At 62.4% G+C, this 22,537-nt stretch carries 21 protein-coding genes; 11 read left to right on the top strand and 10 right to left on the bottom strand.

Features of this window, described 5'->3' with window-relative positions:
• Nucleotides 1–53 precede the first annotated feature (53 nt).
• Both PPA02S_RS20575 and PPA02S_RS20570 read left to right on the top strand, forming a co-directional pair.
• Nucleotides 54–761, top strand: a complete 708-nt coding sequence (locus tag PPA02S_RS20575; RefSeq protein WP_028633322.1) for an autoinducer binding domain-containing protein — start codon at nt 54–56, stop codon at nt 759–761.
• Between the two features lie 96 nt (nt 762–857).
• Nucleotides 858–1,982 (top strand): methyltransferase, encoded by a 1,125-nt coding sequence (locus PPA02S_RS20570; protein WP_028633323.1) that lies wholly within the window; start codon nt 858–860, stop codon nt 1,980–1,982.
• A 34-nt stretch (nt 1,983–2,016) separates the two neighbouring features.
• Here the strand turns inward: PPA02S_RS20570 and PPA02S_RS20565 are convergent, their stop codons facing one another.
• The 3 genes from PPA02S_RS20565 to PPA02S_RS20555 are packed head-to-tail and all read right to left on the bottom strand — an operon-like array spanning nt 2,017 to nt 4,628.
• On the bottom strand, nt 2,017–2,169 hold the full coding sequence (locus PPA02S_RS20565) for a DUF2474 domain-containing protein (RefSeq protein ID WP_033727993.1): 153 nt from the start codon (nt 2,167–2,169) through the stop codon (nt 2,017–2,019).
• A gap of 11 nt (nt 2,170–2,180) precedes the next feature.
• The gene (gene cydB, locus PPA02S_RS20560) at nt 2,181–3,188 is read right to left on the bottom strand and encodes a cytochrome d ubiquinol oxidase subunit II (RefSeq protein ID WP_028633324.1); all 1,008 of its coding nucleotides are present in this window, start codon (nt 3,186–3,188) and stop codon (nt 2,181–2,183) included.
• Nucleotides 3,189–3,191: 3 nt separating this feature from the next.
• A complete protein-coding gene (locus PPA02S_RS20555; RefSeq protein ID WP_028633325.1) occupies nt 3,192–4,628 on the bottom strand; it encodes a cytochrome ubiquinol oxidase subunit I in 1,437 nt (478 codons plus the stop codon).
• A 356-nt stretch (nt 4,629–4,984) separates the two neighbouring features.
• Between PPA02S_RS20555 and PPA02S_RS20550 the strand changes: the two genes are divergently transcribed.
• From PPA02S_RS20550 to PPA02S_RS20530, 5 genes are all read left to right on the top strand, one after another.
• Entirely contained in the window at nt 4,985–6,205 is a 1,221-nt protein-coding gene (locus PPA02S_RS20550; RefSeq protein WP_028633326.1) for an MFS transporter, read from the top strand.
• A gap of 200 nt (nt 6,206–6,405) precedes the next feature.
• The gene (locus tag PPA02S_RS20545; protein WP_028633327.1) at nt 6,406–7,701 is read left to right on the top strand and encodes an NCS2 family permease; all 1,296 of its coding nucleotides are present in this window, start codon (nt 6,406–6,408) and stop codon (nt 7,699–7,701) included.
• On the top strand, nt 7,698–8,783 hold the full coding sequence (trmA, locus tag PPA02S_RS20540; RefSeq protein WP_028633328.1) for a tRNA (uridine(54)-C5)-methyltransferase TrmA: 1,086 nt from the start codon (nt 7,698–7,700) through the stop codon (nt 8,781–8,783). Before PPA02S_RS20545 ends, trmA begins: the two co-directional genes overlap by 4 nt.
• A 55-nt stretch (nt 8,784–8,838) precedes the next feature.
• Nucleotides 8,839–9,744 carry a LysR family transcriptional regulator gene (locus tag PPA02S_RS20535; protein WP_028633329.1) on the top strand — a complete coding sequence of 302 codons (906 nt, stop codon included), beginning with the start codon at nt 8,839–8,841 and terminating at the stop codon, nt 9,742–9,744.
• Between the two features lie 102 nt (nt 9,745–9,846).
• Nucleotides 9,847–10,281: a cupin domain-containing protein gene (locus tag PPA02S_RS20530; protein ID WP_028633330.1), complete on the top strand. Its 435-nt coding sequence runs from the start codon at nt 9,847–9,849 to the stop codon at nt 10,279–10,281.
• 71 nt (nt 10,282–10,352) lie between these two features.
• Here PPA02S_RS20530 and pcaG read toward each other — a convergent pair whose 3' ends face one another.
• Nucleotides 10,353–10,958 (bottom strand): protocatechuate 3,4-dioxygenase subunit alpha, encoded by a 606-nt coding sequence (pcaG, locus tag PPA02S_RS20525; protein WP_028633331.1) that lies wholly within the window; start codon nt 10,956–10,958, stop codon nt 10,353–10,355.
• Nucleotides 10,959–10,968: 10 nt separating this feature from the next.
• Nucleotides 10,969–11,688 (bottom strand): protocatechuate 3,4-dioxygenase subunit beta, encoded by a 720-nt coding sequence (pcaH, locus tag PPA02S_RS20520; protein WP_024087742.1) that lies wholly within the window; start codon nt 11,686–11,688, stop codon nt 10,969–10,971.
• Between the two features lie 198 nt (nt 11,689–11,886).
• On the opposite strand from pcaH, the gene ypfJ reads away from it, so the two are divergent.
• Nucleotides 11,887–12,762, top strand: coding sequence for a KPN_02809 family neutral zinc metallopeptidase (ypfJ, locus tag PPA02S_RS20515; RefSeq protein WP_028633332.1), 876 nt, complete (start codon nt 11,887–11,889; stop codon nt 12,760–12,762).
• 177 nt (nt 12,763–12,939) lie between these two features.
• Nucleotides 12,940–14,859, top strand: coding sequence for a HAMP domain-containing methyl-accepting chemotaxis protein (locus tag PPA02S_RS20510; RefSeq protein WP_028633333.1), 1,920 nt, complete (start codon nt 12,940–12,942; stop codon nt 14,857–14,859).
• A 17-nt stretch (nt 14,860–14,876) separates the two neighbouring features.
• On the opposite strand, the gene ggt is transcribed toward PPA02S_RS20510, so the two are convergent.
• The 3 genes from ggt to mdaB form a co-directional block, all read right to left on the bottom strand.
• Complete coding sequence (gene ggt / locus PPA02S_RS20505) at nt 14,877–16,544, bottom strand: gamma-glutamyltransferase (RefSeq protein ID WP_028633334.1); 1,668 nt, start codon at nt 16,542–16,544, stop codon at nt 14,877–14,879.
• 109 nt (nt 16,545–16,653) lie between these two features.
• The gene (locus PPA02S_RS20500) at nt 16,654–17,559 is read right to left on the bottom strand and encodes a LysR family transcriptional regulator (RefSeq protein ID WP_028633335.1); all 906 of its coding nucleotides are present in this window, start codon (nt 17,557–17,559) and stop codon (nt 16,654–16,656) included.
• A gap of 30 nt (nt 17,560–17,589) precedes the next feature.
• Nucleotides 17,590–18,180 carry an NADPH:quinone oxidoreductase MdaB gene (gene mdaB / locus PPA02S_RS20495; protein WP_028633336.1) on the bottom strand — a complete coding sequence of 197 codons (591 nt, stop codon included), beginning with the start codon at nt 18,178–18,180 and terminating at the stop codon, nt 17,590–17,592.
• Between the two features lie 172 nt (nt 18,181–18,352).
• Between mdaB and PPA02S_RS20490 the strand changes: the two genes are divergently transcribed.
• Nucleotides 18,353–18,667, top strand: coding sequence for a putative quinol monooxygenase (locus tag PPA02S_RS20490; RefSeq protein ID WP_028633337.1), 315 nt, complete (start codon nt 18,353–18,355; stop codon nt 18,665–18,667).
• Here PPA02S_RS20490 and PPA02S_RS20485 read toward each other — a convergent pair.
• On the bottom strand, nt 18,657–19,421 hold the full coding sequence (locus tag PPA02S_RS20485; RefSeq protein ID WP_028633338.1) for a sulfite exporter TauE/SafE family protein: 765 nt from the start codon (nt 19,419–19,421) through the stop codon (nt 18,657–18,659). The genes PPA02S_RS20490 and PPA02S_RS20485 overlap by 11 nt on opposite strands.
• Nucleotides 19,422–19,498: 77 nt before the next feature.
• Here PPA02S_RS20485 and PPA02S_RS20480 point away from each other — a divergent pair, with 77 nt between their 5' ends.
• Nucleotides 19,499–20,389 carry a LysR family transcriptional regulator gene (locus PPA02S_RS20480; protein ID WP_028633339.1) on the top strand — a complete coding sequence of 297 codons (891 nt, stop codon included), beginning with the start codon at nt 19,499–19,501 and terminating at the stop codon, nt 20,387–20,389.
• A gap of 702 nt (nt 20,390–21,091) precedes the next feature.
• Here PPA02S_RS20480 and PPA02S_RS20470 read toward each other — a convergent pair.
• Nucleotides 21,092–22,492: a PAAR domain-containing protein gene (locus PPA02S_RS20470; RefSeq protein WP_028633341.1), complete on the bottom strand. Its 1,401-nt coding sequence runs from the start codon at nt 22,490–22,492 to the stop codon at nt 21,092–21,094.
• Between the last annotated feature and the right edge of the window lie 45 nt (nt 22,493–22,537).

Raw genomic sequence — 22,537 nt, 5'->3', positions numbered from 1 at the left:
ACTCAAACCGGCACCCATACGGATTGGGCTCCGATGCCCACTGGAGACTTCAGATGTTTCACTGGAAGCCAGAGCATCTTCACGCCTTTGTGAGCGAGCGCCACCCGCGGAAACTGTTCGATATCGCTGTGCACCTTACCCAGGATCTTGACTTCGACTACCTCGGCTTGAACCTGCGCATACAGATCGCCACGCAAACCCCGCATTTTTACCTCTATAGCAATTACCCGAGCGACTGGATCCTGTGCTACCAGGATGAAGACTTTTACAAGCAGGACAGCGCCAGCATCGCCAGCCACACCTCCACCACACCCGTACTGTGGACTGACGAACTCTACAAAGAAGCCCCTCATGTGCGCGAGGCGGCATGCCAGCATGGCCTTCGGCACGGCTGGACACAGTCACTTCACGACTTGCAGCACAACGAAAGCCAAATGAGCGTGGCCAGGCCCGCAGGCAGAATTGAAACGGCTGAACTGTACGACAAGGCGGGTAGCGTCCAGTGGATGTGCCACACCCTGCATGCGGTACTCTCCGAGCATCATCTGGATGCACTTTGCCCGCCTCAACCGAAAATGAGCGAGCGGGAGCTTGAGGTATTGAAGTGGTCCGCCGCCGGCAAAACCGCCGCCGACGTGGCCTGCATCCTGTCCCTGTCGCAAAGCACGGTCAATTTTCACATTCGCAGCGTGATCACCAAAACCAACGCGGCCAACAAGGCTGGCGCCGTGGCCATTGCTGCCCTGCGCGGCTGGATCTGACGTTCGAGCCTGCGACCTTCGGCAAAGCGCTGTAGAATCGCCCGGCAAAGCCCGCGGCGAACCGCAACGGGCAGATTCGTACCCGAGCCAGACGCCATGCCCCTGTTGACCACCCCTTTTGCTGCCCTCGACCTGATCCGCCAGCCCGAGCAGGCCAATGACCCACTGCAGGCGTTCGACGCCGCCGACGAATACCTGCTTGAGCAGTTGCACCAGCAGGTGCCCCAGGCTGGCTGGCGAGTGCTGGTGCTCAATGACAGTTTTGGCGCCCTGGCGGCCAGCCTGGCCGGCCATGTGCAGGTGGTCAGCAGTGGCGATTCACACCTGGCACACCTCGCATTGGGCAAGAACCTGGTGCGTCGTGGCTTGTCATTCGACAGCGTGCCGTTCATACCGGCCAGCGAGCATTGGCAAGGTGAATTCGACCGCGTGCTGATCCGTGTCCCCAAGACCCTGGCATTGCTTGAAGAGCAGCTGATTCGCCTGCAAGGCCACCTCGCCGCGGGTGCGCAGGTGATGGCCGGCGCCATGATCAAGCACCTGCCGCGTGCAGCCGGCGAGCTGATGGAAAAATACATCGGCCCAGTACAGGCCTCACTGGCGCAGAAAAAAGCCCGGCTGCTGACGGCAACCCCCGCACAGCAACCGCTCGCCTGCTCACCGTACCCCAGCCGTTACCGCCTGGAGGCACCGGCGCTGGAGCTGGTCAACCATGCCAACGTGTTTTGCCGAGAGGGGCTGGATATCGGCACCCGGGCGTTCTTGCCTCACCTGCCTGGGAACCTGGGCAGCGCCCGGGTAGCAGACCTGGGGTGTGGCAACGGGGTGCTGGCCATTGCCAGCGCCATGGCCAACCCGGACGCGCACTACACCTTGGTCGATGAGTCCTACATGGCCGTGCAGTCCGCGCAAGAAAACTGGCAGGCAGCCCTGGGCGAGCGCCCGGCCACGTTCCTGGCGGGCGATGGCCTGGCAGGGGTCGAGAAGCAATCCCTGGACGTTGTGCTGTGCAACCCACCGTTTCACCAGCAGCAGGTGGTGGGTGATTTCCTGGCCTGGCGCATGTTCCAGCAGGCCCGCGAAGCGCTGGTAGTGGGTGGCGCGCTATATATCGTGGGTAACCGCCACCTGGGCTACCACAGCAAGCTTGCCCGCCTGTTCCGCGGTGTGGAACAGGTGGCGGCAACGCCCAAGTTCGTCGTGCTCAAAGCGCGCAAATAAAAGTGCCGGGGCTGCCTGGCAGCCCCGCTAACGCTCAGTGGGTGGTCAGCCCGGCTGCGCTCATGAACAGCCGCATCACCCAGGCCGCCACACCCAGTGCCGCCACGCTCATCGCCCAGATGAGCAGCAGCCAGCCCAGGCGCTGCCACAAGGGTTTCTTCTGCTCCGCACCCTGGTTACTGGTCATTTTTCAGCCTCCTAGTGATAGCCCTGATCGTGAGTCACCTTGCCGCGGAACACGTAGTAGCTCCAGAAGGTGTAACCCAGGATGAAAGGCAGGATGAACAAGGTGCCGACCAGCATGAAGCCTTGGCTCTGCGGCGGCGCGGCGGCCTCCCAGATGGAGATGGACGGCGGGATGATGTTCGGCCAAAGGCTGATGCCCAGGCCGCTGTAGCCAAGGAAGATCAACACCAGGGTCAGCAGGAATGGCGCGTAATTCGCGCTGCGCGCCACTGCCTTGAACAGCCCGTAGAAGGTCACCAGCACCAGCACCGGTACCGGCATGAACCAGATCAGGTTGGGCATGCTGAACCAGCGCTCGGCGATCTGTGGATAAGCCACCGGTGTCCACAGGCTGACGATGCCGATCACCGCCAGCAGCACCAGGGCCAACGGGCGGCCAAGGTTGTGCATCTGCTCCTGCAGCGGCCCTTCGGTCTTCATGATCAGCCAGGTGCAGCCCAGCAGCGAGTACGCCACGATCAGTCCCAGGCCACAGAACAGGCTGAAGGGTGTCAGCCAGTCCAGCGTACCGCCGGCGAAATGGCGGTCCACCACCTTGAAACCTTCAATGAAGGCACCCAGCGCTACCCCCTGGAAGAACGTGGCCACCAGCGAGCCGCCGATGAAAGCCTTGTCCCACAGATGCCGGCGCTGGGCGCTGGCCTTGAAGCGGAACTCGAACGCCACGCCGCGGAAAATCAGGCCGATCAGCATCAGCATCAACGGCAGGTACAGGGCTTCGAGGACCACGGCGTACGCCATCGGGAAGGCACCGAACAACCCGGCACCTCCCAGTACCAGCCAGGTTTCATTACCGTCCCACACGGGGGCAACGGTGTTCATCATCACGTCCCGGTCACGCTCACCTTTGACGAAAGGGAAGAGCATGCCGATGCCGAGGTCAAAGCCGTCCATCACCACGTACATCATCACGCCGAAGATGATGATGACAGCCCAGATCAGTGGAAGATCGATACCCATGGCTCAGTTCCCCTTGCTCAGGTCTGCAGTGGCAGCATCGCTGCTGTCGTCGGCGGCGGACAACGGCCGTGCTGGCGTACGTTGCTGGCCTGGCCCACCCGGGCGCGGCTGATCCCCTTCACCGGTATGCGGCCCTTTGCGCACCAGGCGCATCATGTAGGCAAAGCCGGTGCCGAACAGGGCGAAATACACCACCACGAAGGCCACCAGGGTGAAGCCCAGCTGGGTGTAGCTGTGGTTGGACACACCGTCGGCGGTGCGCATGACCCCATACACCACCCAGGGCTGGCGACCGATTTCCGTAGTGAACCAGCCGGCAAGAATCGCCAGCAACCCAGACGGCCCCATCCAGGTGACGAAATGCAGGAACGGGCGCGAGGTGTACAGCTTGCCACCCTTGCGCAGCCACAGGCTCCACAGGCCGGCCGCAATCATGAGCATGCCGAGCGCCACCATGATGCGGAACGACCAGAAGATGATGGTGGAGTTGGGCCGGTCCTCGGGCGGGAATTCCTTCATCGCCGGTACCTGCTGGTCCAGGCTGTGGGTGAGGATGAGGCTGCCGAGTACGGGTATCTCGAGCTTGAAGCGGGTGGTTTCAGCCTGCATGTCAGGGATGCCGAACAGGATCAACGGCGTTGCCTCGCCCGGCTTGTTCTCCCAGTGGCCTTCGATGGCGGCAATTTTTACCGGCTGGTGCTTGAGCGTGTTCAGGCCGTGGAAGTCGCCGATCAGCGCCTGCACGGGCGCCACGATCAGGGCCATCCACATGGCCATCGACAGCATCTTGCGCACCGAGGGGTTGTCGCGCCCGCGCAGCAGGTGCCAGGCCGCCGACGCACCGACGAAGAAGGCGGTGGCGACAAAGGCTGCCGTGGCCATGTGCATCAGGCGGAACGGGAACGAGGGGTTGAAGATGATCGCCAGCCAGTCCACCGGTATGACGCGGCCATCGATGATTTCGTGGCCCTGGGGGGTCTGCATCCAGCTGTTGGAGGCCAGGATCCAGAATGTGGACACCAGCGTACCGAGCGCCACCATGCAGGTGGCGAAAAAGTGCAGGCCACGCCCTACCCGGTTCCAGCCAAACAGCATTACGCCCAGAAAGCCTGCTTCAAGGAAGAACGCGGTGAGGACTTCGTAGGTGAGCAACGGCCCGGTGACCGAACCTGCGAACTCGGAGAACCGGCTCCAGTTGGTGCCGAACTGGTAGGCCATGACCAGGCCAGACACCACCCCCATGCCGAAGTTGACAGCAAAGATCTTCGACCAGAAGTGATAGAGGTCCCGGTAGACCTGTTTGTCGGTCTTCAGCCAAAGGCCTTCGAGCACGGCCAGGTAGCTTGCCAGGCCAATGGTGATGGCCGGGAACAGGATGTGAAAGGATACGGTAAACGCGAACTGGATCCGGGCGAGATCCAGAGCCTCTAGACCGAACATAATGCTTCCTCTTCAGGTAATCCGGCGATCGGGCCGGTGGCACCGTCGCCCCACTGCCCCCACGTAGTCGAGTACGGCGCGTTGGAATTGTTCTGTTCGATGTGCAGGGATTACGGCCAGAAGGCCGAACCGTTGCGGGATCGTTACGATTGCAACGATTGACCCAGATCAACGATATGCCTGCAAGCATAGCCCCGAAAGGCCCAACTGGCCGTGTGGTGGTTTGCCGCGTGACCGGTTGCCCCACCCCGGTTCCCAATGCGGCGTAAAAATGCCCGGGCGTGCAAACAGCAACCATTTGTTACAAACAGATGATAGGCTGCAGGCTTCCCCACGCGCCGAGGCCAAGGGTTCCGATGTCTGATTCTGCGCCGCAGTTGTTGCGCCATCACCGCCCTTTTCTGGCCTTCTGGCTGGCCAGGGTGTTTACCGCCAGCGGTTTCCAGATGCTCACCGTGGCCATTGGCTGGCACCTCTACCAGTTAACGGGCAACGTGTTGGACCTGGGGCTGGTGGGCCTGGTGGAGTTCGCACCCCGGGTACTGTTCATGTTGCACACCGGCCATGTGGCCGACCGTTATGACCGGCGCAAGGTGGCGGCCCTTTGCCAGAGCCTGCAGGGGCTGATCGCCCTGGCCCTCGCGGTGGGCAGCGCTACCGACAATGTCACCCGCGAACTGATCTTCGCCCTGGCCTTCCTGCTGGGGGCCACCCGCTCGTTCGAGATGCCCGCCACACAGGCCTTGCTGCCCAACGTTGTACCGGCCGGGTTGTTCCCACGGGCCGTGGCAGCCTCGGCATCGGCAACCCAGTCGGCAACCATCGTGGCGCCTGCCGTGGGCGGTTTTCTCTATGCCTTTGGCAGCATTTGGGTTTACGGGCCAACGGTCGCCCTGTATGCCATCGCCTGCGTGCTGACCCTGAGCCTGCAGGCCCGTGGCCAGGTGGCCCAGCGCGGGCGCGCCAGCCTTGAGTCGTTGCTGGCAGGCATCCGCTTCATCCGCAGCCGGCCAGACATCCTCGGCGCCATTTCGCTGGACCTGTTCGCCGTGCTGTTGGGCGGGGCAACGGCACTGCTGCCGGTGTTCGCCAAGGACATCCTGCTGACCGGGCCAATGGGCCTGGGGCTGCTGCGCTCAGCGCCAGCGGTGGGCGCCTTGCTGATGTCGGTGTGGCTGGCCCGGTTCCCGTTCGAGCGCAAGGTGGGGCGGACCATGTTCACGGCGGTGGGCGTGTTCGGCGTGGCCACCATCGCGTTCGGCCTGTCCACCTCGTTCTGGTTCTCGCTGGCGGTGCTGGTGGTGCTTGGGGCTGCCGACATGATCAGCATGGTGATCCGCGGGGCGTTCGTGCAGTTGGAGACGCCGGACGAGATGCGCGGACGTGTCAGCGCAGTCAATGGGCTGTTCATCGGTGCCTCGAATCAGCTCGGCGAGTTCGAATCCGGGGTCACCGCGCACTGGTTTGGCACAGTGCCTGCCGTGGTGCTCGGGGGTGTGGGCACCCTGGTGGTGACGGGGGTGTGGATAAAACTATTCCCGACACTGGCCAAGCGGGATCGCTTGCACGAGGGCTGAAGGGTTGGCCTGGTCCGGCCCCATCGCGGGCACACGCCGTGCTAAACCCTTTCCCCAACGGCCATAGGCCCCCGCCTGGCATGCTGGTATGATGCGCGGCTTTTTTCCACCCCACGCAAAACCACGGCAACCGGTACGGTCTGTGCTTTGCTGATGGGGTCGATACATTCATGGCGCCGGGGGCGCCTCGGGGAGCGGGCATGCTGGAAAGGCTGTTTCAACTAAAAGCACACAACACCAATGTGCGCACCGAGATACTGGCGGGCGTCACCACCTTCCTGGCCATGGCCTACATCCTGTTCGTCAACCCGAGCATCCTCGGCGAGACCGGCATGGACAAGGGTGCGCTGTTCGTCGCCACCTGCCTGGCGGCCGCCATCGGCTCCACCACCATGGGCCTGATCGCCAACTACCCGATCGCCCTGGCGCCGGGCATGGGCCTGAACGCCTTCTTCACCTACACCGTGGTGCTGCACATGGGCCACACCTGGCAGGTAGCCCTGGGCGCGGTGTTCCTGTCGGCGGTGATGTTCTTCCTGTTGTCGATCTTTCGCATCCGCGAGTGGATCGTCAACAGCATTCCGCTACCCCTGCGCTCAGCCATCGCTGCGGGCATCGGGCTGTTCCTGGCACTGATCGCCCTGCATAACGCGGGGATTGTGGTGGATAACCCAGCCACGCTGGTGGGCCTGGGTGACTTGCGCCAGCCCGCGCCGATTCTGGCCACCCTCGGTTTCTTCCTGATTGTGGGGCTGGAGGCGCTGAAGGTGCGCGGCGCGGTGCTGATCGGCATCCTGGCGGTTACCGTGGCAGCCATTGCAATGGGCGTCACACCCTTTGGCGGGATCGTCTCCATGCCGCCTTCGCTGGCCCCTACCTTCCTGCAGCTGGACATCGCCGGCGCCCTGGACGTGGGGCTGGTGAGCGTGATCTTCGCCTTCCTGTTCGTCGACCTGTTCGATAATTCCGGCACCCTGATCGGCGTGGCCAAGCGCGCTGGGCTGATGGGCAAGGATGGGCACATGCCGAAGATGGGCCGCGCCCTGATCGCCGACAGCACCGCCGCCATGGCCGGTTCGTTGCTGGGCACTTCCACCACCACCAGCTACATCGAATCTGCCGCTGGCGTGAGCGCAGGTGGCCGCACCGGCCTGACGGCCATCGTGGTCGCCGTGCTGTTCCTGCTGGCGCTGTTCTTCGCCCCGCTGGCCGGCAGCGTACCGGCCTTCGCCACGGCGCCGGCCCTGCTGTTCGTTGCCGTGCTGATGGCCTCGGGCCTGGCAGAAATCAACTGGGATGACGTTACCGAAGCCGCGCCGGTGGTGGTCACCGCCCTGGCCATGCCGCTGACCTACTCGATTGCCAATGGGATCGCCTTCGGCTTCATCGCCTGGACAGCCATCAAGCTGATCAGTGGCCGCCACCGCGACCTGAATGCGGCGCTGGTCATCCTTTCCATTCTGTTCGTCATCAAGCTGGGCTGGTTCAACGCATGAGTGCCGCTTTCGACCCCTCCTCCTACGCCAGCCAGCTGGACGCCAAGGTAGCCCGGCTGCGCGAGCTGCTGGCGCCTTTCAGCGCGCCGGAGCCTGCCGTTTTCGATTCACCGCGCGAGCACTACCGCCTGCGCGCCGAGTTCCGCCTGTGGCGCGAGGACGGCCAGCGCCACTACGCCATGTTTGCGCCCGGGGACAAGCACAAGGCGATTCTGATCGACGATTTCCCAATCGCCAGCCGCCCCATCAATGCCCTGATGCCTCGGCTGAAGGCTGCGTGGCAGGGCAACGAGGCACTGGGCAACCGCCTGTTCCAGGTCGAGTTCCTGACCACGCTGGCCGGCGACGCGATGATCACGTTGTGCTACCACCGCCCGCTGGACGCTGTCTGGGAAGTGGCCGCCCGGCAGCTTGCCGATGAGTTGGGCGTCAGCATCATCGGCCGCTCCAAGGGCAAGCGCCTGGTCATCGGCCGCGACTACGCGGTGGAGGAGCTCGATGTGGCGGGCCGGCTGTTCAGCTATCGCCAGCCCGAGGGGGCCTTCACCCAACCCAATGGCGCGGTGAACCAGAAGATGCTCGGCTGGGCGTTCGACGCCATGGGCGAACGTGAGGACGACCTGCTGGAGCTGTATTGCGGCAACGGCAACTTTACCCTGCCGCTGGCCACCCGCGCCCGCCAGGTGCTGGCGACCGAAATCAGCAAGACGTCGGTGAATGCCGCGCTGAGCAACCTGGACGAAAACGCTGTGGACAACGTGCGCCTGGTGCGGCTGTCGGCAGAGGAACTGACCCAGGCATTGAACGGCGTGCGGCCGTTCCGCCGGCTGGAAGGCATCGACCTGGGCAGCTACAGGTTCGGCACCGTGTTCGTCGACCCGCCGCGTGCCGGCATGGACCCGGATACTTGCGAGCTCACCCGGCGCTTCGAGCGCATCCTGTACATCTCCTGCAACCCGGAAACCCTGGCGCAAAACATCGCCCAGTTGCACGATACGCACCGGATCGAACGCTGTGCGTTGTTCGACCAGTTCCCCTACACCCACCACATGGAAAGCGGCGTATTGCTGGTTCGGCGCTGATCCCTCAGCCGGTTGGGCCGTTACGGCCCACCGGCCCTGTCAGGAGCCCGTGAAGATGGACCAGTTGGCCGCCATGCACACCTTTCGCCGGGTCGTCGACCTCGGCAGCTTCAGCGCCGCGGCCAGCTGTACAGGCCAGTCCCACACCGTACTCTCACGCCAGGTGAAGCAGCTGGAGCGCCAACTGGGCACACAACTGCTTGCCCGCACCACCCGCCGCCTGCACCTGACCGAAGCGGGCACACTTTTTTATCGCCACTGCGTCTCTATCCTTGAGCAGGTCCAAGCGATGACGCTTGAGCTCTCCGAGCATCAGCAGCAACCCACAGGCACCCTGCGCCTGAGTGTGCCAACCGCCTTCGGCGAGCTGGAACTGGGGCGCTGGCTGGCTGACTTTGTGGAACGACACCCATGCCTGCAGGTGGAGCTCAATTGCAGCGATCGCTTTATCGACATGCTCGAAGATGAAGTCGATGTGTGCCTGCGGATCACCGATCAGTTGCCGGACTCCAGCCTGGTGGCTCGCCGGCTGGCGCCCAGCGAGGTAATGCTGGTCGCGGCCCCCGGTTACCTCAAACGCCATGGTGCGCCCAGCTCACCGGGCACGCTGAGTAGCCATGCACTGCTCGGCTACAGCAACCTTGCGCACCCTCAGCGGTTGCAGCTCACCCGCGCGGATGGCGAGCAACACGACATCGTCATGCCCAGGCGCCTGAGTGCCAACTCACCAATGGCCCTGCGCGCTGCTGCAATCGGCGGGTTGGGCATTGCCAGTTTCGACCGCTTCATCGTGCACGATGCGCTGCTCGACGGGCGTCTGGTGCCAGTACTTGAAGGCTGGAAGTTGCCCGCGCGCAACCTTTACGCTGTCTACCCGCAAAGCCGCTACCTGGCACCCAAGGTGCGGGCGCTGCTGGAGTATGTGCAGGCTTATTACGCCCAACCCCGGTGGCAAGCTTGATCTGTGCAAAATAAGCACAGGTCTTGGCCATGCAGGGCCGTATCTGTGTGAATGGCGTTACTTTAGCCTTGGCTGTAGGGTTATCCAGCGAAGGAATTTCACATGAAGGCATTACAGAAAATAGTCGCGGGCATGGCGCTCGCAACCCTGGCAACAGGCATCAATGCGGCAGAAAAAACCGTGTCAGTACCCGACAGCAGCGCCCTTGCATGGCAAGCGGTGCCCAATACCCAGGGCGCCGTCAGTTACGCGAACGTAGAGGGCGATATCTTTGGCACCGGGCCTTATTCGGCCTATGTCAGGTTCAGAAAAGGGACCGACAATGGCCTGCACCAGCACAGCCAGGCGCTGCCGACAGTTGTGCTGCACGGCACGTTTTACGCAGTGATCGATGGCCAACGCAGCGAATTCCAGGCGGGGTCGTACTACAAGCTACCGGCGGACCTGGTACACGAAAGCGGGTGCACTGCGGCAGCCGATTGCCTGCTCTTCCAGTACCAGGCCGATGCGTTCGACCTGAAGCCTGTAAACAGCTGATTACCAGGCTGCTTGAGGGGCCGCTCCGTCAAGGCATTACCTTGGCCTGGACGGAGCGAGCGCCCCTTCACTTAGAAGTCGAAGAACACCGTCTCCCCTTCCCCCTGAATACGGATATCGAAGCGATAGGCCGTCTTCCCCTCCACTTCGCAGCGCTTGGCAATCAGGGTTTCCCGCCGCTGGGGCTGCTCGATCAGGTTGAGCACCGGGCATTTGGCGTTGGCCTCGGCCTCATCGTCGAAATACAGGCGGGTGTGCAGGTGGATATTGATGCCGCGGGCAAACAGGCTGAGGTTGATGTGCGGCGCCATCGGCACACCTGCCGCATTGTTGACCACGCCCGGTTTGACCGTGTGCGCCGTCCACTCGCCAGCGTCGAAGGTGGTGGCGGTGCGCCCGAAGCTGTTGAAGGCGTTCTCCAGGTTGTAGGCGTCCTGGTAGTCGCCGTTGGCATCGGCTTGCCACAGCTCCAGGAACGAATCGCGCACCAGGTGGCCGTTGCCGTCGTACACGTGGCCGATCAGCACGATGTGTTCGCCGGCAGCCTCAGGCTTGGCCAGGCGGTTCCAGATTTCCTGGTCACGGGTGGGGTTGCCGGCCGCTTCCAGGGCCAGGCCGATGTGCACATAGGGGCCGGCCGTTTGCGAAGGGGTTTCCGGCAGCAGTTCGATTGGCATGGCGGGGTCCTCAGCAGTTTTCGAAGTGGGTCTTGCGCTGGCCACGCAGCACGATGTCGAAGCGGTACGCCAGGCAATCCATCGGGTTGGCGTTGCTCATGTCGAGCTTGGCGATCAACTGTTGCACGGCTTGCGGGTTGGCGATGGACTTCACGATCGGGCACATCGGGATCAGCGGGTCGCCCTCGAAATACAGCTGGGTGATCAGTTTGGTCGCGATCGAAGGCCCGCTGATGGCGAAGTGAATGTGCGCCGGACGCCAGTCGTTCGGGCCATTGCGCCAGGGGTACGGGCCGGGTTTGATGGTGCGGAAGCTGTAGTAACCGTCGCGGTCGGTGAGGCAGCGGCCTACACCCCCGAAGTTGGGGTCGAGCGGCGCCAGGTAGCGGTCATTCTTGTGGCGGTAGCGGCCGCCGGCGTTGGCCTGCCACATTTCGACCAGGGTGTTTGGCACAGGCTTGCCATACTGGTCGACAATGCGACCGGCAACGATGATGCGCTCCCCAATCGGCAAGCCGCCGTTATTGAAGTTCAGCAGCAGGTCGTGGTCATGGGCGCCAAAGCCCAGGTGGGAGAAATCAGGGCCGGTGGTTTCACTGATCGACTGTGGGATGCTGACCAAGGCCTGGCGCGGCGAGCGCGCGATCGAGGTCTTGTAGTCAGGCGTCAGGGCCTTGGGGTGCCAGTTGCGATCACGGATCACGAAGCGGCTGTTGTCCTGAGCGGGCATGCCGGTTTCCTCTCTTGGAATTATGGAACGCCTGGGTGGGGCAGGCGGACTTACAGTTTCAGGCAGCATGGATGCAATGAATATTGAATTCATGCCGAAGAGGCTTAACCAAATGGTTATGCATGACAGAAGCGCCTGACACCTGTCGGTGCAGTGGACTAATCTTTATCTTCTTGTTTCAGGCTCTGGAGAGCATTCATGGAATGGCGAAAAGGCCGACGTAGCGACAATGTGGTCGACGCCCGGGGCTCAGGTGGCGGCGGGATGCGGTTTGGTGGCGGCAAAGGGCTGGGGCTCGGCGCCATCCTGCTGATCGTGGGCATCGGCTGGCTGACCGGCCAGGACCCGTTGCAGATCCTGGGCCAACTGACCGGCCAGATGCAGCAGCAAGCACCCACCGCCACTTCTGGCAAGGCGCCACCTGCCAACGATCAGCAGGCCGAGTTCGTCGCGTCCATCCTGGGCGATACCGAGGACACCTGGCAGGCGCTGTTCGCGCAGGCCGGCAAACAGTACCGCGACCCCAAACTGGTGCTGTTCAGCGGTCAGGTCAATTCGGCCTGTGGCTTTGCCTCGGCAGCGGTCGGGCCGTTCTATTGCCCGGCAGACCAGCGCGTTTACCTGGACATGTCGTTCTTCCGTGAAATGGAAACACGCTTTGCCGCTGCAGGTGACTTTGCCCAGGCCTACGTGATCGCCCACGAGATTGGCCACCACGTGCAGACCTTGCTGGGGGTTTCGGCCAAGGTGGATGCCGCCCGTCGCAGCGGCCAGCGCATGGAAGGCGACAACGGCCTGCTGGTGCGCCAGGAGTTGCAGGCCGACTGCCTGGCCGGTGTGTGGGCCTACCAGGCGCAGAAGCGCCTGAACTGGCTGGAACCGGGTGATGTGGAGGAGGCCCTGAACGCGGCCAATGCCATTGGCGATGACCGGTTGCAGCAACAGGGCCAGGGCCGCGTGGTTCCAGACTCGTTCACCCACGGCACGTCGGCGCAGCGGGTGCGCTGGTTCAAGGCCGGCTTCGCACAGGGCGAAGTAGACAGCTGCGATACCTTCAGCGCCCGCAACCTTTGAGATTTCCGGGGCCGCCAAACGGCCCCTTTATCCCGCGCCTGTTACGGTTTTGCTGAAAAAGCGTTTCAGCTTCCCCTTCCGCTGCCGATACACCCAGCACGATTCAGCGGGCATCCAGAACAACAACGCCTCGCGAACGAAGATCAAGAGAGCGAAAACAACTTCTGGAGTGCGTGCATGAACAGCTGGTTTGCCAACATCAGCGTCAACCTGAAACTTGGCCTGGGCTTCGGCCTGGTGCTTATCCTGACCGGCGTGCTGGCCCTGACTGGCTGGACCAGCCTGGGCAGCCTGATCGACCGCAGCAACTGGATGAGCGATATCAGCCAGCTGAACAAGGACCTGACCGACCTGCGCATCGCGCGGCTGCAATACATGATCGCCAACGGTGACGACGCAGCAGCGGCCAATACCCAGGCCAAGCTCGATACATTCAGCAAGCAGCAGGCCTACCTGGCGCATACCTTCAAGAGCCCTGAAAACGTGAAGTTGCTGGGCGAGCTGGGCGAAACCATCAGCGCCTACAAAGTCTCGCTGGCCAAGATGCGCCAGGGCTACGACGCTGGCCGCACTGCCCGCGCCGCCATGGACAACGCCTCTGCCCAGGCCGACAAGGCCATGGACGCATTGAGCCAGGCCGTGATGGCACGCGCCGAGGGCGACAGCGTGCGCCTGGCCCAACAGCAACTGATCAGCAAGACCCGCCAGCAGCTGTTGCAGGTGCGCATCGACGTGCGCGGCTACATTGCCGATAACACCGCACAGAACGAACAGGCTGCGCTGCGTCAGCTGGACGCTGCACTGGCCGAGGTGGACACCCTCAAGCGGGAATTGCCTGGCCAGGGGGCCACTTTGCAGCCGCTTGAGCGCGCCGTGTTGGCGTTCCGTGACGCTGCGCGCCAGTTCCGCGACGCCGTCGCCACCATCAACGTCGCCCGGGCAGAAATGACGGTAGAAGGTGCCGACATCGTCAAGACCAGTGATGCGCTGTACAAGATACAGCTGGAGCGTCGCGACATCGAAAGCAGCCAGGCCCGCACCCTGCAGGCCGTGGCTACGTTGCTGGCGCTGCTGGTCGGTGTGCTGGCGGCCGTGCTGATCACCCGCCAGATCACTCGCCCGTTGCAGGACACACTGGTGGCCGTGGAGCGGATTGCCAGCGGCGACCTTACCGAGCAGCTGCGGGTTACCCGCCGCGATGAACTGGGTGTACTGCAGCAAGGCATCGCGCGCATGGGTACCACCCTGCGTGAGCTGATTGGCGGAATTCGTGATGGCGTCACGCAAATTGCCAGCGCCGCCGAAGAGCTGTCGGCAGTGACCGAGCAGACCAGCGCAGGGGCCAACAGCCAGAAGGTCGAGACCGACCAGGTGGCCACCGCCATGCACGAGATGGCTGCCACCGTTCAGGAAGTGGCGCGCAACGCCGAACAGGCGTCGCACGCCGCCACGGGGGCCGATGGCGAAGCCCGTGCCGGTGATCGCGTGGTCGGTGAAGCGATTGGCCAGATCGAGCGCCTGGCCGATGACATGCACCGGTCCACAGAGGCCATGAACCTGCTGCAGCAGGAAAGCCAGAAAATCGGCAGTGTAATGGACGTGATCAAGTCGGTTGCCGAACAGACCAACCTGCTGGCGCTGAACGCAGCCATCGAGGCGGCACGTGCCGGCGAGGCAGGCCGCGGTTTTGCCGTGGTCGCCGACGAGGTGCGCGGCCTGGCCCAGCGTACGCAGAAATCCACCGAAGAAATCGAAGAGCTGATCGCCAGCCTGCAGCACGGCACCCAGCAGGTGGCCAATGCCATGCAGGGCAGCCGCTCGCTGACCGACAGCAGCGTGGAACTGGCGCGCAAGGCAGGGTCGTCGCTTGAGAGCATCACCAGCACGGTGTCGAGCATTCAGTCGATGAACCAGCAGATTGCAGCGGCCGCAGAGCAGCAAAGTGCGGTGGCGGAAGAGATCAGCCGCAGCATCCTGAATGTGCGCGATGTGTCGGAGCAGACGGCGGCAGCCAGCGATGAGACGGCCGCGTCCAGCGTGGAGCTGGCGCGGCTCGGCGGGGAGTTGCAGATGTTGGTGAGCCGGTTCAGGGTGTGATCGGGCGTGGCGTGGGGTTACTTGACCAGTAGGCCCACGCCGCGGCCGCGGGGGTCGGAGGCGGTTTCAAGCGTGGCACCGTTTACCCGGATCGCCTGGATGTCGCCCATCTCCCAGCCTTGGTCCTCAAGCACGTACCCCATCTGCTTCAGGTCATCGGCCACCTGGCCGGTCAACGGGGCATAGCTGTCGTAGTAGATCGTGTCCTTGGGCAGCAACTGGTGATGCACGCGCTGCGCGGCCACTGCCTTTTCCAGCGGCATGTTGTAGTCGTACAGGTTGTTCATCACCTGGAAGATCGAGGTAAAGATCCGCGAACCGCCCGGCGTGCCGATCACCAGCTCCACCTTCCCGTCGCGGGTCATCAGGCTGGGGCTCATCGACGACAGCATGCGCTTGCCGGGGGCAATGGCATTGGCATCGCCGCCTACCACGCCGAACGCGTTGGCCGCACCGGGCTTGGCGCTGAAGTCGTCCATTTCGTCATTGAGCAGGAAGCCTGCACCTTTGACCACGACGCCACTGCCGTAGTCCAGGTTGAGGGTGTAGGTGTTGCTGACGGCGTTGCCCTGCTTGTCGACGATGGAAAAATGCGTGGTCTGGTGCGGCTCGAGGCCGGGCTTGACCTGCGCCGTATCAGAAATGGCCTTCGGGTTGACCTGGGCGGCGCGTTTGGCCAGGTAGGCCTTGGCGACCAGCTTGTCCACAGGTACCTGAGTGAAGGCCGGGTCGCCAAGGTAATCGGCACGGTCGGCGAACACCCGCTTCTCGATTTCGGCCAGCAGGTGGATGTACTGCGCGGAGTTGTGCGCCACGCCTTTGAAATCGGCGGCACGGTCTTCCTTGATGCCCAACAGCTGCGCCAGGGCGACCCCGCCAGAGCTGGGCGGCGGCGCGGTATACACCACGTTGCCGCGCCAGCTCACGGCCATCGGTTCACGCCAGACAGCCTTGTAGTCCTGCAGGTCCTGCTTGGTGATGAGCCCTTTGTCGGCCTGCATCTGCGCCACCAGCAGGTCTGCGGTCTTGCCTTGGTAGAACTCGCTCACGCCCTTGTCGGCAATGCGTTCCAGGGTGTGTGCCATTTCGGGTTGCTTGAACAGCTCACCAACCTTCATGTTGCCGAAATAGTCGTTGAAGTTGGTGGCGGTCTTGAACATGCCTTGGGCATCGTTGCGGTACTGGTACTGTTTTTCCGCCACCTTGAAACCATTTTTGGCATAGCCGATGGCCGGGGTCAGCAGCTCGCTCCAGGGCAATTTGCCGAACTTGTGGTGTGCCTCCCATAGCCCCATCACCGTCCCCGGCACACCTGCTGCGCGGGCGCCAACCAGGCTCAGGTTCTCGATGACTTCGCCCTTGTCATCCAGGTACATGTTGCGCGTGGCCGCCCGCGGGGCGACTTCACGGTAATCGAGGAAGTAGGGCTTGCCGTCGACGAACAGGGTCATGAAGCCACCCCCGCCGATGTTGCCGGCCTCCGGGTAGGTGACGGCCAGGGTAAAGGCGGTAGCCACCGCAGCATCCACCGCATTACCGCCTTTCTTCAGGATGTCGGCGGCCACCTTTGCACCGTACTCATCGGGAGCAGCGACGGCGCCGCCTTCCAACACAACGGCATGCACCGAAGAGCAGCTGAGAATCGCGGCGGCCAGGGCCAGGTACTGGAACGGGACAATACGCATGACACTTCCTTGGTGTTGGTTTTTGTCGAGTTGTCAGTAAGGCCGAAGGGCCGCCGGTGTGCAATCGGCACCTGGCAGTTTCGCCGTCGGCGGGCAGGCCATGTCGTGATCAGGCAACTGGGCTGGCGTACCTTTCCAGTTTGCGCTGGATGAAATCAAGGAAACACTGGATGCGCAGGGCCAGCTGGGTATTGCGGTAATAGACGGCATGGATGGGCTGGCGATAGCCGTTGTTGGCATCTGCCAGCAATACCTGCAGGCGCCCGGCGCGGATGTCGTCGTGGGTCATGAAATGCGAGAGGCAGACGATGCCTTCCCCCGCCAAGGCCAGCTGGCGCAGGGTTTCGCCGCTGGAGGCCGTGAGCGCCGGGCGAATGCCCCACTGCTCCCCCTGGGCATGGCGCAGGGGCCAACGGTTGAGTGATTCGGGTTGGCTGAAGCCCAGCAGGCTGTGGCTGGGCAGGTCCTCGACCCGCAGCGGCACCCCCTGCCGGGCGAGGTAGGCAGGGCTGGCCAGCACCTGTACCGGGCTGCTGCCCAGGCTACGGGCATGCAGGCTGGAGTCGGCCAGCTCACCGATCCGTATCGCCACATCCGTGCTGTGCTCCAGCAGGTCGATGATCAGGTCGTCGGTGTTCAGCTCCAGCTCGATGCCAGGGTAGTGCTGACGAAACTCGCCAACCCACGGGACGATGGCATGCAGCATGAAAGGCGCCGCCGCATTGATGCGCAGGCGCCCGGTGGGCATCTGGCGGTTGATCGCCAGGCGTTCTTCCATGTCGTCCATTTGCTGCAGTATCCGCCGCGCCCGCTCTAGAAAGAAGCGCCCCTCTTCGGTGAGGTCCATCCGCCGTGTGGTTCGGTTCACCAGCGTGGTGCCCAACTTGGTCTCAAGGCGTGCCAGGGTGCGGCTGACCGCCGAGGGGGTCTGGCCGATCTGTTCGGCGGCGGCGGAAAGGGAGCCGCAGTCGATGACAGCGACGAACACCTGGAGCTCTTCGGATCGGGTTTTCACATTCAGGCCTGCGGCAGGTAGCTGCCGGGATTAGATCGCCTTGCCGAACACCTTGTCCAGATGCGCCAGGTAACCTGCCAGCGCAACCGGTACGTCCGGGCGCTTGATCACGTCCACCGCCAGGTAGGTGGGCAGGCCGGTCATGCCAAGAAACTGGTTGGCCTTGTGAAACGGGAAGTACACCCCATCGACACCCTTGCCTTCGAAGAAATCGTCTGCGGCATCGAACGCCTGCTGCGGTGCGTTCCAGGTAAGCGACAGCATGTACTGCTTGCCTTGCAACAGGCCACCACTGCCATACGTGCGCGAGGTGTCCGAGCGGCTGCGGCCATCGTTGGCGTACAGGCTGCCATGGCCTTCCGTGAACACGTCGTCGATGTACTTTTTCACCGTCCAGGGCGCGCCCATCCACCAACCTGGCATCTGGTAGATGACGACATCGGCCCAGAGAAACTTCTCTACCTCGGCCGGCACGTCGTAACCGCCGTCGATGAAGGTCTGCTGCACCGCGAACCCGGCATGGTCCAGATGGGCCAGCGCTGCATCATGAAGAGTCTGGTTGAGCTGACCGTGAGAATGGGCGAACTGTTTGCCGCCGTTGAGCAAAAGGATGTGCTTCATGCTGGGCCTCTGATAGCCGGCGACCGGCTCAGTGAAAAGTTGAGGCCGCAGGTTATAGGCCGTGGGATGCAGCAAACAGCCTCGTTACCGCACAATACATGTGATCCAAAAGCACCAATCCAGGTTTTATTATTGCTTTAACATTGCCCTTCCCTCACACGAGCGACGCTTCATGACCGAGCAATACGCATTCATCCTCAAGGCCAAGACGCGGCCGGAAATGGCCGATGCTTTCGAGAACCTGTTCAGGCCCTTTGTGGAGCCCAGCCGCCGGGAACCTGGCTGCATCGAGTACCATATGCTGCGCGACCAGCAGGACCCGACCCTGTTCGTATTCTTCGAAGTATGGGCTGACAAAGCAGCGCTGGATGTGCACGCCGCGCTGCCCCACATGACTGCATTCGCTGAGCGGCGCATGGACTACCTGGCGCAGGATTTCGAGTTCCAGCGGGTAGACATGCTTAGCCCATCGTCTGCTAGCCGTTGAGCAACAGATGGCCACCCAGCATGGCCAGGCCAATGAAGAAGCACCGCTTGAACAGCACTGGGCTGATACGCTGACGCAGCCATTGCCCGGCGAGCATGCCCAGCAGCGCCGGCGCCAGCATCAGCAGTGAGGCACCCAGGGCCTGACCACCAAGTGCATCCTGGCCGGCCAGGCCGATGGCCAATGCCAGAGTGGAAACCGTGAAGGACAAGCCCAATGCCTGGATCATCTGCTCACGGCACAGGCCCAGGCTTTGCAGGTACGGCACCGCCGGCATCACGAACACCCCGGTAGCGGCCGTGGCCACCCCGGTGATCAGCCCGCATATAGGCCCCAGCCAGCGCTCCCGGGAAGGTGCCAGGCTGAAGCCCGGCCCGGCCAAGCCATAAAGGGCGTACACCAGCAAGGCCGCGCCCAGGGCATGCACGGCCCAGGGGCCGCTGTCGATGCCCAGCCAGGCGCTGCCCAGCAGGGTGCCAATGAAGGTCATTGCCAGCAGGGGCCACAAACGCACGAGCAACGTGCGCAGATGTCCGCCACTGGCCAGCTGCCAGAGATTGGTCAGGGTCGAAGGCACGATAAGCAGGGCCGCTGCCTGCGCAGGGGGCATAGCCAGGCCCAGCAACCCCATTGCCACCGTCGGCAAACCCAGGCCGATCACGCCTTTCACTGCGCCAGCCATGAGAAATGTCAGCACCACCAGTAGCGACAGGGCTGGGCCGATATCCTGGTAAAACGCGAAGACTGTATTCATGGGTCGATGATGGCGGATGCCTGACCGTGTGAACATCTGCCATATACTCACCCAGACTATTGCGTGGACAGAGCCACATGCACTTCGAGCTGGTTGATCTCAGGCTGTTTCAACACACCCTGGAATGTGGAAACATCACTGCGGGCGCCAGCCGGAGCCATCTGTCGCTACCCGCAGCCAGCGCACGCATCCGCGCCATGGAGGCTTCGCTGGGTGTGCCGCTGCTGCAGCGCAACCGCCGCGGCGTTGTGCCAACGGCGGCCGGCCAGGCTTTGTTGCAGCACGCCCGGCTGATCGGCCAGCAGGTGGAGCGCCTTCAGTTCGACCTGGCGCAGTATGCCCAAGGGCAACAGGGCCAGGTGCGCTTGCTGTGCAACACCGCAGCCCTCACCGAATACCTGCCGGAACTGCTGGCCAGCTACCTGGCAACCCACCCCGGGGTGAGCGTGGATGTGCAGGAGATGCCGAGTTTACGCATTGTGCAATCCATTACCCAGGGCATTGCCGACTTGGGCGTAGTCTCAAGTGCCGCCCCGGTGGAGCACCTGCAGACGCGGCCCTTTCGCGACGATCCACTGGTGCTGGTAACGCCCCCGGGCCACCCACTGGCCCGGATGCCGGCACCCCGCTTTATCGACAGCCTGGCCTACGGCTATGTCGGCCTGGGGCCTGCCAGCGCCCTGGCGTTGTACCTCGAAGAATTGGCACTGCGTGCCGGCCTGCGCATGCAGGTACGGGTAAGGGCCGAGGGGTTTGACGGGGTAATCCGCATGGTTGCTGGCGGGGCGGGAGTCGGCGTTGTGCCACTGGCGGCGGTACAGCGCTGGCAGGGCTTGCTGCCATTGCATTGGGCTGGCTTACAGGAACCCTGGGCCAACCGCCGGTTGCTGATGTGCGCACGGGATTTTGCAGCGTTGCCAGGGTATGCGGCGGGGTTGGTGGCGTTGATAGGGAAAAGCCCTTTTTAGCGGATGATGAAATAGCCTATGACCAACCATAAAAAGGCAACGATTTCCAGCCAGGACGCAATCAGTATTCGAGACCTCAGCCGGGGCGGGAAATTTTTTATCTCTGCTGGGTTTACCAGCCCCTGACTTGATATGAAGGGATGTTAGACCGATGAAAAATGGGCGGCAGCAGGAAGACTAACTTCAAGATGGTGGCCACGCTTCAAAATTCATCTGGCGCCGCCTCATCAATCAATTCAACTATTGGTTCTCCTGCGCCCGCACATAGGCAGGCTTTTCTCTGCTCCCAAGTGGAAACGCAGGCTGAATTAATGCAACCTGCCCAACTTGATCACTGCACAGACTAATACGAGCCAAGAAAAGCCGACTGCATTCAGCCAATATGCTACCCGCAGCCGCTTTCTCAAATGTACAGGAACGCCCATCACCTCAGACTCACTCACCACTCCGATACGGCAGTTGAATTTTTTGAAAACAACAGCCCCTGCTACGGTGCATGCTATGAACCAACGCGCCCGAATACTGGTGTCCCCCATGACACCCCTGACGCCTGCGACATACGTGTTATTCCTGAAAGCCTCGTTTAGCACCTTGAAATCACGGGACCAGATCACAGATCCATTCACGATCATCCCGAGGATGATTATCAAGAAGGGTGATACTACGAAAGCAAGCTGCGCTTTCAACGGCCATGAATCAACGTCAATCATTGCTCCCCCTGAATAGCATCTCACCGCCCTCTTCACCTATTAATTCACCTATCCAGCCACCTAAGTAAGATGCTGCTCCAACTCCTGCAATACCACATAAAGCTGCCCCAACACCTGCAGTACTAAATCCGACTACACCACATATGGACAAGACGGCGGGAGTGGCAATAGTGGCTCCCGCAGTACCACCAAATGTCCCGCCTATAAAGCTTCCTACCTCTACTAGCCTGACACGCTCACATTCGCGAGAATCACCAGCCCTGCAAACCTCTTGAATTTTCAAATACGAAGCCCCTCCACCTATTCCAATTCCTGCATACCCGCCCGCCTTAAGGTACTTGCTAAGCCGTGCCACCTTATCCAGGTGCGTCGCATAACCGGGTATCTGCCCCGGCCCGCCAGCTTTGGACCAGTGATGAACCAGGCTTTTGGTGGAGATATTCAGGCGCTTCTTCAGGCGCTCATAGTTACCCAAGTTCAGTTGTTTATTTAGCAACGCGGCCTTCAACTGGCCGTCCAACTGCTGCAAAAGGCGCCGCCGCTCGGCAAAGAAGCCTGGGCTGTTCAAATGGCCATGGCGGACAAACTCCTGCTGATGCAACTGTTCGATCGCCGACAGGGTCCCGCTTACTTGTTTCAGCCCTTGGTTGAGCATATCTGTGCCCACGCCCATGGCCTGGCTGGCGTTTTCGAGTAACCCTGCAATCTCCGCCTGGTGCTCCATCATGAAATCGGCTTCGGCCATGTCGAGCGCTTGCAGTGCGCGCCTGGCGTGCTGCGCGGCGGCCATCAGCTGCCCTTCCTCGCGGGTGCAGGCATGGCCGTTGTCCGGGTCGCCGATGACGAACATTTCCCCAGCCTTGAAGCCCTGTGCATAAGTGGGGTTGAGCCATTTCAAGCGAGAGATGGGCAAGGTGGCATCGTGTTCAGCGAGCTGCAGCAAGACCTGCGCAAACGACATGCGCCGGGGAACCAGATAGAACCCCGGCTCAAGGGTACCGGGCAGCGCGCTGACAAGGGTTCGGGAAAACCCGTCCCCCCGGAAAACAGTCGCTGGCTCAGCCAAGGCAGTTGGCCCACCCGCAGTACCGGGCTGGCTGCTCGGCGGCCCCTCGTAGAGCGGTGCGACGACCCGGTTGCTGCCAGGCGAGCAACCGCAGATCACCAATGAACCATCCGTGGCGACAGGCTGGCCATCGGAGATAAAGCTTTCAGCCCCTTCGGCCACCACGCCTGCTTGCCTGCAAACCGGGCACGCCGTGGTCGGGTCGCCGACGCGTAGCACGTTGCGCGAGTTGTCCAGGTAACCCGTGCCGGTGGCAATACAAACGGCACCGGTAGTGGTGACGTCGCCATCTACTGCCTGGCCCCTGCCTTCAATGTTCACGCGCATCGCGCAGCTCCCTGCCCTTGGTTTAGGCCCAAAAACCTAACACCC

It is taken from the genome of Pseudomonas parafulva NBRC 16636 = DSM 17004 (genome assembly GCF_000730645.1).
In the GTDB taxonomy this organism is placed as follows: domain Bacteria; phylum Pseudomonadota; class Gammaproteobacteria; order Pseudomonadales; family Pseudomonadaceae; genus Aquipseudomonas; species Aquipseudomonas parafulva.
The sequence above is the reverse complement of the archived record's forward strand: the minus strand, read 5'-3'. Positions and strand labels throughout refer to the sequence as shown.